The following is a 14,132-nucleotide window of genomic DNA, read 5'->3' as shown; positions in this document are numbered from 1 at the left end:
ATGACCGCAAGCACCCGAGACGTCGTGCTTTCCGTGGAAGGGTTGAAGACCTGGTTCCACAGCCGCGACGGCATCGCCAAGTCCGTGGACGGCGTGACCTTCGACCTGGCCCGCGGCGAAACGCTGGCCATCGTCGGCGAATCCGGCTCCGGCAAGTCCGTGACCAGCCTGTCCATCATGGGCCTGCTGCCCAAGCCGGCCGGCCGCATCGAGGCCGGCAAGATCCTGTTCCGCGACCGCCAGGGCGTGCAGCACGACCTGGCCCAGGCGTCGCCCGCCACCCTGCGCAAGATCCGCGGCGCCGAAATCGCCATGATCTTCCAGGAACCCATGACCAGCCTGAACCCGCTGTACACGGTGGGCGACCAGATCGCCGAAGCCGTGCTGCAGCACGAGGGCGGATCCCGCGAGTCAGCCTTGCGGCGCGCCCGCGAGATGCTGGAGCGCGTGGAAATCCCGGCGGCCGAGCGGCGCATCAACGAGTACCCGCACCAGATGTCGGGCGGCATGCGCCAGCGCGTGATGATCGCGCTGGCCCTGGCCTGCAATCCCGCCGTGCTGATCGCCGACGAGCCCACCACCGCACTGGACGTGACGGTGCAGGCGCAGATCCTGGACCTGCTGCGCCGGCTGCAGGCCGAGATGAACATGAGCATCCTGTTCATCACGCACAACCTGGGCGTGGTGGCCGAGATCGCGCATCGGGTGGCGGTCATGTACGCCGGCCGCGTGGTCGAGGACGCCGGCGTCTACGACCTGTTCGAAAAGCCCACGCACCCCTACACCCGCGGCCTGCTGTCCTGCATCCCCACGGCCGCCCTGCTGGCCTCCGGCGAACGCCTGCGCGCCATCCCCGGCAACGTGCCCAACGTCCTGTCGCTGCCCGCCGGCTGTACCTTCGCGCCGCGCTGCCCGCTGGCCGCCGACGACTGCCGCGCCGCCGTGCCCGAACTGCTGCCGGTGCAGACCGACCACCGCGCGCGCTGCATCAAGGTGAATCCGATATGACGAGTAGCCCCATTCCCATCCGCGCCGAAGAGCCGCTGGTGCGGATCCAGGACCTGAAGGTCCACTTCCCCACCTCGCAGGCGCGCCACGCACCGGTCGTGAAGGCCGTGGACGGCGTCAGCTTCGACGTGCCGCGCAACACCATCGTCGGCCTGGTCGGAGAATCCGGCTCCGGCAAGACCACCACGGGCCGCGCCCTGCTGCGCCTGTTCGCGCCCACCGCCGGCCGCATCCTGTTCGACGGCCAGGACATCACCAAGCTGTCCGAAAAGCAGATGCTGCCCTGGCGCCGCCGCATGCAGATCGTGTTCCAGGATCCCTACGCCAGCCTCAACCCCCGCATGACGGTGGCCGAGATCCTTGGCGAAGCGTTGGACACCCACCAGCTCGCCCAGAACCGCCGCATGGCGCGCATCGGCGAACTGCTGGAACGCGTGGGCCTGAACGCCGACCACAGCCGCCGCTACCCGCACGAGTTCTCCGGCGGCCAGCGCCAGCGCATCGGCATCGCCCGCGCGCTGGCGGTCGAACCCGACTTCATCGTGGCCGACGAACCGGTGTCCGCGCTGGACGTGTCGGTGCAGGCGCAGGTGCTGAACCTGCTGCAGGACCTGCAGCGCGACCTGGGGCTGACCATGCTGTTCGTGGCCCACGACCTGGCGGTGGTGGACTACCTGTGCGACGAGGTCGTGGTGATGTACCTGGGCCGCGTCATGGAACGTGGCCCGACCAGCGAGGTCTACTCGCGTCCGCGTCATCCCTACACCCGCGCATTGCTATCCGCCGCGCCGGTGCCGGACCCGCGCGCCCCGCGCTCGCGTATCCTGTTGAAGGGCGACATCCCCAGCCCGGTCAATCCGCCTTCCGGCTGCGTGTTCCGCACCCGCTGCCCCTACGCCATCGACAGCTGCGCGACCACCGAGGCGCAGGCCGCCAACGTCGGTCCCGGCCACTATGTGGCGTGTTCGCGCATCAGCGACGCCGAGCTGGCCGCCTGATAGCCGCCCAGTCCAGAACAGACCCAGGAAGCCCACATGAACATCATCCGCGACATCGTCTTCCAGATACGCAGTCGGCGGGACTCGCTGAGCGTGACTGAACGCAAGGTCGCCGACGCCATTCTGGACGACATCATCTGGGGCGCCAGCGCCACCGTCGACCAGCTGGCCGCCAAGGCCGGCGTCAGCATCGCCACCATCTCGCGTTTCGCGCGCACGGTCGGCTGCGACGACACGCGCGACCTGAAGCTGAAACTGGCCCAGGCCAGCACCGTCGGCAGCCGCTTCCTGGACCCCAGCGCGCCGCCCGAGGAAAGCACCTTCTACGCCCGCATCTACGCCGACATCGAAAGCACGCTGCGCGCGCATCTGCCCAACTTCACCGAACAGCTGTTCGAAGCGGCCGCCGGCATCGTCGACGGCGCGCGCATGATCTACGTCTTCGGCATGGGCGGCGCGTCGGCCGTGCTGGCGCAGGAAGTGCAGTCGCGCCTGGTGCGCCTGGGCTATCCCATCGCCGTGTACAGCGACGCGGTGCTGCTGCGCATGGTCGCGGCCACGCTGGACGAGCGCGATGCGGTGCTGATCCTGTCGGCCTCGGGCCTCACGCCTGAAATCGTGGGCGCGGCCCGCATCGTCAAGCAATACCAGGCGCGCATCGTCGCCATCACCGACGCGACTTCCGCCCTGGCAGAACTGGCCGACGTGGTGCTGCCCATCCGCACCGACGAAACCGACTTCATCTACAAACCCTCGGCATCGCGCTACGCGATGATGCTTGCCATAGACCTGCTCTCGACCGAACTGGCCATGCTGAACCAGGAAGAAAACCGGGAGCGCCTGCGGCGCATCAAGCTGGCGCTGGACGAACACCGCGGCGGCCCGAACCGCCTGCCGCTGGGCGATTGAACTGGAACACAAGATGTACGACACCCTCATAGGCAATGTGCTGGTCCTGGACGGCACCGGCGAACCCGCCTACCGCGCCAGCGTGGCGCTGGCCAACGGACGCATCGCCGCCATCGGCGACCTGCCCGGCGCGGCGGCGCGCCAGATCATCGATGGCACCCGCCTGGCGCTGGCCCCGGGTTTCATCGACGTGCACACGCATGACGACACCAATGTCATCCGCACGCCGGACATGCTGCCCAAGCTGTCCCAGGGCGTGACCACCGTGGTGGTGGGCAATTGCGGCATCAGCGCCTCGCCCGTGGCCCTGCGCGGCGAACCGCCGGACCCGATGAACCTGCTGGGCGCGCGCGCGGACTTCAGCTACCCCACCTTCGCCGACTACACCCGCGCCATCGAGGCCGCGCGGCCCGCCGTGAACGTGGCCGCGCTGGTCGGCCACACCGCCCTGCGCAGCAACCACATGGACCGGCTGGACCGCGCCGCCACGCGCGAGGAAGTGCTGGCCATGCGCGAGCAGCTGCGCGACGCGCTGGCCCATGGCGCCATCGGCTTGAGCACCGGCCTGGCCTATGCCTCCGCCTTCGACGCGGACACCGAAGAGGTCAAGCTGCTGGCCGAGGCGCTGGACGAGTTCGGCGCGCTCTACACGACCCACCTGCGCTCGGAATTCGCCGCCATCCTGGAAGCCATGCAGGAAGCCTTCGACATCGGCCAGCATGCCCGCGTGCCGGTGGTGGTGTCGCACCTGAAATGCGCCGGCGCCGGCAACTGGGGCCGCACGAAAGAAGTGCTGTCCGCGCTGGAGACCGCCGGCCGCCTGCAGCACGTGGGCTGCGACTGCTACCCATATTCCGCCAGCTCCTCGACCCTGGACCTGAAGCAGGTCACGGACGAATTCGACATCGACATCACCTGGTCCGTGCCGCATCCGGAACAGGCCCGCCGCAAGCTGGCCGACATTGCCGCCGACTGGGGCCTGACCCTGCTGGAAGCGGCCGCGCGCCTGCAGCCTGCCGGCGCCGTGTACCACAACATGCACGAGGACGACGTGCGCCGCGTGCTGTCGCACCGGCTCACCATGGTGGGCTCCGACGGCCTGCCCAACGATCCCATGCCGCACCCGCGGCTCTGGGGCGCCTTCCCGCGCGTGCTGGGGCACTACAGCCGCGACGTGGGCCTGTTCCCGCTGACCGAGGCCGTGCACAAGATGACCGGCCTGTCCGCCTCCCGCTTCGGCCTGGCCGAGCGCGGGTTGGTGCGCGAGGGCTACCACGCGGACCTGGTGCTGTTCGATCCGGCCACGGTCATCGACCGCGCCACCTTCGCCGCGCCGGTGCAGACCGCCGCCGGCATCGAGGCGGTCTGGGTCAACGGCGCCCTGTCGTACCGCCAGGGCGAGGCCACCGGCGACCGCGCCGGCCGCTGGCTGCCGCGCAGCGGCGACCTGCGCAAGAACTTCCAGTAGGCAACGGGCGAAAACCCGGCGCCACCCAGGCCATTCATTTCAAGGAGAGAACCATGAGCCATGCTCCCACCGCCGACAGCAACGGCATCACCCGCTACGGCGTCGCCGGCGGCACGGGCCAGGGCGGCTCGCACATGCCCTTTTCTCGTGCGGTCGCGGCCGACGGCTGGCTGCACGTGTCCGGCCAGGTGCCGATGGAGAACGGCGAAGTCGTCGAAGGCGGCATCGTGACCCAATCGCACAAGGCCATCCAGCAGGTGCTGGCCATCCTGAAGGAAGCCGGCTACGGCCCCGAACACGTCGTGCGCTGCGGCGTATGGCTGGACGACGCGCGCGATTTCGCGTCGTTCAATAAGGTGTTCAAGGAGTACTTCGGGGAGAACCCGCCGGCGCGGGCCTGCGTGCAGTCGTCGCTCGTGGTGGATGCAAAAGTCGAGGTAGACTGCATCGCGTATAAGCGCCCCCACGCCGCGCCCGCTAACGCGGGCTAGCTGCCCCCCGAGGGGGCGCTTTCCCCTTGGGGCGGCCCGGCGGGGAAAGGCCGCGTCTTGCGGGTCACCACAAGAAAAAAGCCTGGCGTTGCCAGGCTTTTTCCATCACATCTTCACTACATCCACACCCTTGGGCGCGACGAACTGGAATTCCTTGGCCGGCAGCTGCGGGTTGGCAGCAATGCCGGACAGATCCACGCGGGTGGTTTGCCCGAACGAATCCAGCAGTTCCACGCGCACCGGCAGGTTGTCCTTCATGCCGATGTCCACGCGCGAGAATCCCGCGTCAGCGGTGCGCGGCTTGGCGCGCAGCCAATCGATCCCATCCTTGGACGGCAGGGCCGAAACGTCGAACGACTGCTCCAGCGAACCCGAGCCGAACAGGATGGCGGCGGGCGAGGTGCCGATGGCGGCATCGACCTTGCGCTCGGTCACCTGGGCCAGGTCCGGATCGAACTGGAACACCTGGCGACCGTCCGAGATCACCAGTTGCTCATAAGGCTTCTGCACCGCCCACTTGAACTTGCCGGGGCGCTGGAACGAAAACACGCCGGTCTGGGCGGGCTGCGTGCGGCCCTGGTTGTTCACCGTGTACTGCGAGAAGGAACCGGTGGCCGAGGTCACCGTGGCCACGAAGGCGCGCAGTTGCTCCTGCGCGCTGGCTGCGAACACCATGGCGGGCGCCAGGCTCAGGGCCGCCACGGCGGCCAGTCGGCGGAACATCTTCATCAAGCTTCCTCTCGGGCGGCAGCGGCTGCGGGAACGAGGATCTCGCGGTTGCCATTGGACTGCATCGCCGACACCATACCCGATTGCTCCATCTGCTCCAGTAACCGGGCAGCACGGTTGTAACCAATGCGCAGGTGGCGCTGCACCAGCGAGATGGACGCGCGGCGGTGCTTGAGCACCACTTCGCAAGCCTGGTCGTACATCGGATCGGATTCGGCGTCGCCGCCGATGCCGGTGACGCTGCTGGCGCCTTCGCCCGCGTCGCCGTCCAGGCCGCCTTCCAGCAGGCCTTCGATGTAGTTGGGTTCGCCCTGCGCCTTGAGGCTTTCCACCACGCGGTGCACTTCGTCATCGCTGCAGAACGCGCCGTGCACGCGCACCGGCAAGCCGGTGCCCGGCGGCATGTAGAGCATGTCGCCCTGGCCCAGCAGGGTTTCGGCGCCCATCTGGTCCAGAATGGTGCGCGAGTCGATCTTGGACGACACCTGGAACGCGATGCGCGTCGGGATGTTGGCCTTGATCAGGCCAGTGATGACGTCGACGCTGGGACGCTGCGTGGCCAGAATCAGGTGGATGCCGGCGGCGCGCGCCTTCTGCGCCAGGCGGGCGATCAGCTCTTCGATCTTCTTGCCCACCACCATCATCAGGTCGGCGAGTTCGTCGATGACCACCACGATGGTGGGCAGCGGCGACAAGGGTTCCGGTGCGTCCGGCGTCAGCGAGAACGGATTCGGAATGGGTTCCTCGCGCTTGATCGCGTCGCGGATCTTGGTGTTGTAGCCCGCCAGGTTGCGCACGCCCATCTTGCTCATCAGGCGGTAGCGCTTTTCCATTTCGCCCACGCACCAGTTCAGCGCGTTGGAGGCGTGGCGCATGTCGGTGACCACGGGCGCCAGCAAGTGCGGAATGCCTTCGTAGACGCTCATTTCGAGCATCTTCGGATCGATCAGGATCAGCCGGGTGTGGGACGCGTCCGCCTTGTACAGCAGCGACAGGATCATGGCGTTGATCCCCACGGACTTGCCCGAACCGGTCGTGCCCGCCACCAGCAGGTGGGGCATCTTGGCCAGGTCGGCCACCACCGGATTGCCGGCAATGTCCTTGCCCAGCGCCATCGTCACGACGGAATGGCTGGCGTGGTAGGTCTGCGAACCCAGGATCTCGGACAGGCGCACCATCTGGCGGCGCGGGTTGGGCAGTTCCAGGCCCATCAGGTTCTTGCCCGGAATGGTTTCCACCACCCGGATGCTGACCAGGCTCAGCGCGCGCGCCAGGTCCTTGGCCAGGTTGACGATCTGGCTGCCCTTCACGCCCGTGGCGGGCTCGATTTCGTAGCGCGTGATGACCGGGCCGGCCTGCGCCGCCACCACGGTGACCGACACGCCGAAGTCGGCCAGCTTCTTTTCGATCAGGCGCGAGGTGAATTCTATGGTTTCGGCCGACACAGTTTCCTGGTTGGCCAGGGGCGGATCCAGCAGGCTGATGGCGGGCAGATCGCCTTCGGCGCCGCCCGAGGGCGCGAAGAACAGCGATTGCTGCTTTTCCTTTTCGACCCGCTCGGACTTCGGCACCACGGTGATCGCGGGTTCGATCCGCACCGGCTGTTCGTGGACCAGTTTTTCCTGCTTGGCCACGACCTGTTCGGTGCGCACGGCCTTGGCGACCTCGCCGACCTTGCGGTCTTCGCGGGCGGCATAGGAATCCCGCACGCGGCGCACCAGACCTTCCAGCCAGGAGCCCACGCGTTCGGCGATGGACAGCCACGAGAACGAGAAGAACAGGCTCAGGCCGATGGCCAGCATGACCAGGAAGGCCAGGGTGCTGCCGGTAAAGCCGATGCTACGGCCGATCAGGTCGGCCAGCGTCTGGCCGATCACGCCGCCGGCGCCGCTGGTGTTTTCCGAGGCGCCGGGCAGATGCGTGCCGCGGCTGGCCAGGCGCAGCGCTTCCATGCCCAGCGAGCCGACCAGCAACAGGAAGAAGCCGATGCCCTCTTCCCAGTGGACGCGGGGCAACACTTCCGGCTGTTTACTATTGGTAACGCGAAGATGGCTGGCAAGGCGGCGGTAGCCCGCGCGCACCCGGTGCAGCAGCAGGATCACCCACCACCAGGCGGAAAAACCGAACAGATAGAGCAGGATATCCGCCAGATAGGCGCCCAGCGTCCCGCCCTTGTTGTGAATGGCGCCGGCGGGGACGGAATGCGACCAGCCCGGATCGGCGGAGTTCCAGGTGGCCAGCACCAGCGTCAGCCAGGCCGCCAGGGCGGCGAAGAGGATCCAACGGGCTTCACGCAGCAGGGCGGACAAGCGCGTCTGCAGGGGGGAAGGCCCGTTACGGGTGTTGCGCGAGGCGCGCGGAGAAGCAGTCGAGATACGCGGCATGCGGCTCATTATAATTGGGCGTTAACCTAAAGATACCCGCCCATGTCCACGCCTACGCACGCTAAAGTTTTGATACTCGGTTCCGGCCCTGCCGGTTACACGGCGGCCGTCTATGCGGCACGCGCCAATTTGAGCCCTGTTCTTGTTACAGGTCTGGCCCAAGGCGGCCAGCTCATGACCACCACGGACGTCGACAACTGGCCGGCCGACGCCGATGGCGTGCAGGGTCCGGACCTGATGCAGCGCTTCCAGAAGCACGCCGAACGTTTCAACACCGAAATGATCTTCGACCACATTGCCAAGGTCGACGTGTCCAAGCGCCCGTTCACCCTCACGGGCGACACCGGCAAGATCTACACCTGCGACGCCCTGATCATCGCCACCGGCGCCTCGGCCAAGTACCTCGGCCTGCCGTCTGAAGAGGCCTTCATGGGCCGCGGCGTGTCCGGCTGCGCCACCTGCGACGGCTTCTTCTACCGCAACCAGGACGTGGTCGTGGTCGGCGGCGGCAATACCGCCGTGGAAGAAGCGCTGTACCTGTCGAACATCTGCCGCAAGGTCACCCTGATCCACCGCCGCGACAAGTTCCGCGCCGAGCCCATCCTGGTCGACAAGCTCATGAGCAAGGTCGAGACCGGCAATATGGAACTGAAGCTGTTCCATACCCTGGAAGAAGTGCTGGGCGACGACAGCGGCGTCACCGGCGTGCGCGTACGCCACGTGGACACCGGCGCCACCGAGGACATGGCGGTCACCGGCGCGTTCATCGCCATCGGCCACCAGCCCAACACCGAGATCTTCCAGGGCCAGCTCGAAATGAAGGACGGCTACATCGTCACCAAGAGCGGCCTGTCCGGCATGGCCACGATGACCTCGGTCCCAGGCGTGTTCGCCGCCGGCGACGTGCAGGACCACGTCTACCGCCAGGCCATCACCAGCGCCGGCACGGGCTGCATGGCCGCGCTGGACGCACAACGGTGGCTGGAGAATGCGGGGCAGTAAGGTCGGCCTGGCCGACCTGAAACGCCTGAAGAAAGACCTGCAGGCCGAGCGCGAACGCGCCGCCCTCGCCCAGCGGGTGGCGGTGCTGAAAAAGCCCGAAACCGCCCCCGTGGACGACATGGCGGCATTCAAACGCACGATGCAGTCGGTCACGCCGATCAAGCAGGCCGCCCGGGTGGAGCACAAGCCCGTGGCGGAACCCGCGCCCGCGCTGCGCCGCGCCAACGCACTGGGTGAAGCGCCCACGCGCGCCGATGCCGGCGTGTCCGACGGCGGCGAGATCACGCACCTGCTGTCCGAAGGCGGCACCGCCTTCGTGCGCAGCGACGCCGCGCCCGACACCGCGCGCAACCTGCGCCGCGGCCAATGGCGCGCCGGCGCCGAACTGGACCTGCACGGCCTGCGCGTGGAACAGGCGCGCCACGCCCTGCTGTCGTTCCTGGACGAATGCCAGGAGCACGGCATCCGCTGCGTGCGCATCGTGCACGGCAAGGGCTACGGTTCGCAGGGGCTGGAACCGGTGCTGAAGGACAAGGCCCGCACCTGGCTGGTGCAGAAAAGCGAAGTCCTGGCGTTTTCCGAGGCGCCCGAGCGCGAAGGCGGCGCGGGCGCCCTGCTGGTGCTGCTGCGGCAATCCGAAGGAACGCGCAAATGAAATGGCTCTACCTGGGCGTGGCCATCATCGCCGAGATCTTCGCGACCAGCGCGCTCAAGGGGTCCGAAGGCTTCACCCGCCTGACGCCGTCCATCATCACGGTGGTCGGCTACCTGATCTCGTTCTACTTCCTGTCGCTGACGCTGCGCGAGATCCCCGTGGGCATCGCCTACGCCATCTGGTCCGGCGTGGGCATCGTGCTGATCTCCATCGTGGGCGCGGTGCTGTTCAAGCAGCACCTGGACACGCCCGCTCTCATCGGCATCGGCCTCATCATCGCCGGCGTGGTGGTGATGAACGTCTTCTCGAAGTCCGTTTCCCATTGAAACCCCGCGACGGGTCGACGGCGAGTTCCTGGATCCGCCGCTGGCTGGCGGCCTGGCTGTGCCTGGGCTGTCTGGGCCTGCTGCCCGCCGGCGATGCCCTGGCCCAGGAGTTCAACCGCGCGGCCGAGCTCGTGCGTTACCGGACCTGGTTGACCGCCTTCAAGCAGGACCTGGACCTGTTGTCCGCCACGCCTGGCCCCTTGTCGCAAGCCCAGCTGGACGCGCTGTTCGCCCGCACGGTGGTGCCCGGTACGCGCGGCGCGGGATTCATCCGCCAAGCGTTCACGCAGCGCAGCGGTGAAGGGGCCTACTTTCCCAAATCCGGTCCTCGCGCGGTGTTCATGGCCGTGCTGGACAGCGCCATCCCCGCCGGCCAGGGCGGCCTGTATCCGGAATCGGACGCGGCCCTGAACGCCGCGGACCTGACCGTCTGGTACCTGCATGTGGATGTCGGCGACATGACCAATACCTACCTGCTGTCGGGCGAGCACTTCACGCCCTACAGACTGCCGCCTCCAGGCAAGCTGGAGCGCAACGCCTACCCCTTCCTGCTGATGGACACCCGCGACAACGCCTTGCGCCTGGGCGGGGTCGGCAGCGAACTCTGGGGGCTGATCGCCTACCTGCACAATGCCGCGCTTTGACTCCGGGCGGCGCCTGCTTGCGCTGGCGGCACTGTCAACAGCGCCGGGGCTGGCCAGCGCGCTCTGCGAACCGCTGGCGGTGTCCGCGCAGCGCCATACCAGGGTGATGGATATTTCCCTGGACGACACGAATACCTTGCTGGCGCTGGACGGCTCGCGCATCCGCTCATGGCTGCCTGAGGTCGCCATCGCCACGGACGGACGCGCCTTGGCCACCATCTGGGCCGAACAGGTGGACTGGTCCGTCTACGCCGCCGCGCCGCACGCCCGCATCGGCGCCACCATGCTGCGCTGGGAAAGCGCTCCCGGCGGCCGCCAGCATTTGTGCGGCATCGCCCGTTACAGTGCCAACGCCGTCCACGAAACCCGCGAATCGGGCAAGGCCGCGCTGCCCCCGCCAGACGCTGAAACGCGCTTCTACTATGACGCCGCCGGCCGGCTGACTGGCTACGAGGAACGCTCGCGCGCCTGGGACGGCCGCCGCAACCGGCCGGCGCGCTACTGCCTGCGCTACGACGCCCACGGCTGGCTGGCCGAACTGGGCGCCAACGATTGCTCGGCGCCCTCCCGGCCCCTGGCCCGCTACGTGCACGACGCCGCGGGCCGGCTGCTGCGCACCATTTCCTATCAAGACCAGTCCGGCGACGCGTTTGAAGTCGTGACGCATGACGCCCAGGGCAGCAAGGCGCAACGCTATCTGCGCCAACGGCAGACATGGGCGGACGAGCCTCCCGTGCTGGGGCTGCCGTACCGCGCAAGCCTGGATCCCTACCCCGCGCTGGTGCTGCCGGGCCCCGCCTGGGAAGCGCCCGAGCTGGACTCGTACAACTACGATTGGGCCATCGTGCGGCCCAAAAAGACGGCCGAGGGGCTTGCCAGCATCTATGCCGCCAAGCGGGATTCCGCGCAAATATTGGCGCAAGGCAATAGCGGCGACCACCGGCAATTCACCATGACTGCCACGCAACGCAAGCGCATCTGGGACGCCGCCGGCCAGACGCCGGGCGGCGTGCATTGGCTATGGGCGCCTGGCCAGACCTATACCTTGCTGCAAGCCATGCCCGCGGCGCTGTGGGCTTCCTGCGTCAACCCGGAAAACCGCAACGCCGACGCCTGCGGAACGCCTTAGACGCGCTCGCCCTGCGGCTTGGGCGCGCCCGGATGGCGCAGGTAGTCCACCAGCGCCAGAGTGGCGCGGTCGGGCGGCGGCGTCAGCAAGGACACCACGATGATCGTCAGGAAAGCCACCGGCGCGCCGAACACGCCCGCCGCGATCGGCTGGATGCCCCACCACAGATCCACCGGCTGCGTGCGCGAAATGCCCAGCACCCATTCGCGCAGCCACGGATGCGTGTGCGTCATATAGGAGAACGTCACCGCCAGCCCCGCCGCCATGCCCAGCGTCGCGCCCCATTTGTTGGCGCGGCGCCAGAACACGCCCATGACCAGCGCGGGAAAGAATGACGAGGCGGCGAACGAGAACGCAGCCGACACCATGAACAGGATGTCTGCGGGCTTGCGCGCCGCCACCCAGGCGGCGCCGAAGGCCACCAGCAGCAGCAGGATCTTGGACACCATCACGCGGCGCGCGGCCGACATGCGTGGCGACACCATGCGGTACCACATGTCGTGCGACAGGGAGTTGGACAGGGTCAGCAACAGGCCGTCGGCAGTAGACAGCGCCGCGGCCAGGCCGCCCGCCGCCACCAGGGCCGAAATCACGTAGGGCAAGCCGCCGATTTCCGGCATGGCCAGCACCACCACGTCGGCGCCCATGCTGATCTCGCTCAACTGCACGATGCCGTCGCGGTTGACGTCGGTCACGTCCAGCAGATTGCTGTCGACGGCGCTCCAGGCATGCACCCAGTTGGGCAGGCTGAGAAAGCTGGATCCCACCACCTGGGTATAGACCTCGTACTTCACCAGCAGCGCCAGCGCTGGCGCCATGAAATACAGCAGCAGGATGAACAGCAGCGACCAACACACCGACTTGCGCGCCTCGATGACCGAGGGCGTGGTGTATGAACGCATCAGGATGTGCGGCATGCCGGCAGTGCCCAACATCAGGCAGAGCACCAACGCCAGGAAGTTGATGCGCATGTTGCGCTGCTCTTCCGGATCTTTGGACGGAAACGGTTCCGCATGCGGCGTGGCCGGCGCGGCCCGCGCCTCGAAGGTGGCCTTGGCCTGCGCCCATGCGATGCGAGCCTCTTCCACGCTGCCGGGGTAGCCGGCCAGCTCGCGCTCGGCCGAGCGGATCTCGACCATGGGCGCGTCGTTGGCGTTCAACTGCGCCAGCCGGCTGCGCAGCTTGTCCTTTTCCAGCGTCCAGGATTCGGGCAATGCCGCCATCCGGCGGCCCATCTCGTCGGCGCGCTCCTGCCAAAGCCGGCGCACCTCGATTTCGGACGGGTCGTTCTGCAGGTAGACCTCTTTTTCGGTGACCTGCTGCAGCACCACGCCGGCCGACAACTGCGGCACAGGCATGTTGGTGTGCTTGACGGACAGCCAGACCACCGGCACCAGATAGGCGATGACCAGGATGATGTACTGCCCCACCTGCGTCCAGGTGACCGCGCGCATGCCGCCCAGGAACGAACAGACCAGCATGCCGCCCAGCGCCACGAAAATGCCGAGTTCGAAGGAAATGCCGGTCATGCGCGTGGTGATGATGCCCACGCCATAGATCTGCGCCACCAGGTAGGTGAAGGAACAGAGAATCGCGCAGGCCACGCCCGCCAGGCGCGGCATGTTGCCGCCATAGCGCGCGCCCATGAAGTCCGGAATGGTGTATTGGCCGAAGCGCCGCAGGTAAGGCGCCAGCAGCATCGCCACCAGCACGTAGCCACCGGTCCAGCCCATGATGTAGGCCAGCCCCCCATAGCCCGTCAGGTAGAGCGTGCCCGCCACCCCGATGAAGGAAGCCACCGACATCCAGTCGGCGGCCGTGGCCATGCCGTTGTAGATCGCCGGCACCCGCCGGCCGGCCACGTAGTACTCGACCTGATCCGAGGTCCGGCAGACGATGCCGATGCCGGCGTACAAGCTGACCGTGACCAGCAGGAACACATAGCCGATCCAGTTGCGCGGCATGCCCAGGATCTCGGCCAGCGCCATCAAGAGGATCATCAGCGCAAAGCCCGCCGTGTACAGCACATAGATGCGGCGCAGCCGGAGTCTGAATTGCTGGGGCGTGTCTCCGCTGAAAAACGGCATCAGCGGCGCCCTCCAGCGTCTTCGGAGCGTTCATCGGCGCGGTTCATGACCCGGGCATAGATGCCGATGATGATCAGGTAGGCCAGCGGCGCGCCATAGGCAGCCATCCAGAACGCGAACGGCCAGCCGATGAAGTCGAAGCTCAGGCTGCGGGCGAAAAAGGCGGGAATGAAAGTCAGCGCGGCCCAGGCGACGAGCAACACCAGGATCAGCCGCAGGTTGCGGCGCCAATAGGGAGTCGTGGCTGGCTTCGAGGATGAAAGGCGCGATTCCGACATAACTAGGATGAGCGAACCCTGTCT

14 protein-coding genes are annotated in these 14,132 nt (G+C 67.4%); 10 read left to right on the top strand and 4 right to left on the bottom strand.

The window, feature by feature from the left end; translation table 11 throughout:
* The 5 genes from BRO63_RS05320 to BRO63_RS05300 are packed head-to-tail and all read left to right on the top strand — an operon-like array spanning position 1 to position 4,874.
* A complete protein-coding gene (locus tag BRO63_RS05320; RefSeq protein ID WP_088138735.1) occupies positions 1 to 1,008 on the top strand; it encodes an ABC transporter ATP-binding protein in 1,008 nt (335 codons plus the stop codon).
* On the top strand, positions 1,005 to 2,006 hold the full coding sequence (locus BRO63_RS05315; RefSeq protein ID WP_088138734.1) for an ABC transporter ATP-binding protein: 1,002 nt from the start codon (positions 1,005 to 1,007) through the stop codon (positions 2,004 to 2,006). Before BRO63_RS05320 ends, BRO63_RS05315 begins: the two co-directional genes overlap by 4 nt.
* Positions 2,007 to 2,042: 36 nt before the next feature.
* Complete coding sequence (locus BRO63_RS05310) at positions 2,043 to 2,915, top strand: MurR/RpiR family transcriptional regulator (RefSeq protein WP_088138733.1); 873 nt, start codon at positions 2,043 to 2,045, stop codon at positions 2,913 to 2,915.
* Between the two features lie 13 nt (positions 2,916 to 2,928).
* Positions 2,929 to 4,383: an N-acyl-D-amino-acid deacylase family protein gene (locus tag BRO63_RS05305; RefSeq protein ID WP_088138732.1), complete on the top strand. Its 1,455-nt coding sequence runs from the start codon at positions 2,929 to 2,931 to the stop codon at positions 4,381 to 4,383.
* 53 nt (positions 4,384 to 4,436) lie between these two features.
* Positions 4,437 to 4,874, top strand: coding sequence for a RidA family protein (locus tag BRO63_RS05300; RefSeq protein ID WP_088138731.1), 438 nt, complete (start codon positions 4,437 to 4,439; stop codon positions 4,872 to 4,874).
* 105 nt (positions 4,875 to 4,979) lie between these two features.
* Here the strand turns inward: BRO63_RS05300 and lolA are convergent, their stop codons facing one another.
* Together lolA and BRO63_RS05290 are read right to left on the bottom strand one after the other, a co-directional pair.
* Positions 4,980 to 5,603 carry an outer membrane lipoprotein chaperone LolA gene (gene lolA, locus BRO63_RS05295; protein WP_054450098.1) on the bottom strand — a complete coding sequence of 208 codons (624 nt, stop codon included), beginning with the start codon at positions 5,601 to 5,603 and terminating at the stop codon, positions 4,980 to 4,982.
* A complete protein-coding gene (locus BRO63_RS05290) occupies positions 5,603 to 7,987 on the bottom strand; it encodes a DNA translocase FtsK (protein WP_088138730.1) in 2,385 nt (794 codons plus the stop codon). Before BRO63_RS05290 ends, lolA begins: the two co-directional genes overlap by 1 nt.
* 42 nt (positions 7,988 to 8,029) lie before the next feature.
* On the opposite strand from BRO63_RS05290, the gene trxB reads away from it, so the two are divergent.
* The 5 genes from trxB to BRO63_RS05265 are packed head-to-tail and all read left to right on the top strand — an operon-like array spanning position 8,030 to position 11,743.
* Positions 8,030 to 8,989, top strand: coding sequence for a thioredoxin-disulfide reductase (gene trxB / locus BRO63_RS05285; RefSeq protein WP_088138729.1), 960 nt, complete (start codon positions 8,030 to 8,032; stop codon positions 8,987 to 8,989).
* Positions 8,976 to 9,644, top strand: coding sequence for a Smr/MutS family protein (locus BRO63_RS05280; RefSeq protein ID WP_088138728.1), 669 nt, complete (start codon positions 8,976 to 8,978; stop codon positions 9,642 to 9,644). The genes trxB and BRO63_RS05280 overlap by 14 nt, the downstream gene beginning before the upstream one ends.
* Complete coding sequence (locus tag BRO63_RS05275) at positions 9,641 to 9,970, top strand: DMT family transporter (protein WP_013391892.1); 330 nt, start codon at positions 9,641 to 9,643, stop codon at positions 9,968 to 9,970. The genes BRO63_RS05280 and BRO63_RS05275 overlap by 4 nt, the downstream gene beginning before the upstream one ends.
* Entirely contained in the window at positions 9,967 to 10,614 is a 648-nt protein-coding gene (locus BRO63_RS05270; RefSeq protein ID WP_088138727.1) for a hypothetical protein, read from the top strand. Before BRO63_RS05275 ends, BRO63_RS05270 begins: the two co-directional genes overlap by 4 nt.
* The gene (locus BRO63_RS05265; protein ID WP_088138726.1) at positions 10,601 to 11,743 is read left to right on the top strand and encodes a hypothetical protein; all 1,143 of its coding nucleotides are present in this window, start codon (positions 10,601 to 10,603) and stop codon (positions 11,741 to 11,743) included. The genes BRO63_RS05270 and BRO63_RS05265 overlap by 14 nt, the downstream gene beginning before the upstream one ends.
* Here the strand turns inward: BRO63_RS05265 and BRO63_RS05260 are convergent.
* Both BRO63_RS05260 and BRO63_RS05255 read right to left on the bottom strand, forming a co-directional pair.
* Positions 11,740 to 13,830, bottom strand: coding sequence for a sodium:solute symporter family protein (locus BRO63_RS05260; protein ID WP_088138725.1), 2,091 nt, complete (start codon positions 13,828 to 13,830; stop codon positions 11,740 to 11,742). The genes BRO63_RS05265 and BRO63_RS05260 overlap by 4 nt on opposite strands.
* Positions 13,830 to 14,108: a DUF4212 domain-containing protein gene (locus tag BRO63_RS05255; protein ID WP_088138724.1), complete on the bottom strand. Its 279-nt coding sequence runs from the start codon at positions 14,106 to 14,108 to the stop codon at positions 13,830 to 13,832. The genes BRO63_RS05260 and BRO63_RS05255 overlap by 1 nt, the downstream gene beginning before the upstream one ends.
* Positions 14,109 to 14,132: the final 24 nt, after the last annotated feature.

The organism is Achromobacter xylosoxidans, assembly GCF_002192695.1.
GTDB classification, from domain to species: Bacteria; Pseudomonadota; Gammaproteobacteria; order Burkholderiales; family Burkholderiaceae_B; genus Achromobacter; species Achromobacter xylosoxidans_C.
This window is presented reverse-complemented; position numbering and strand designations above follow the sequence as displayed.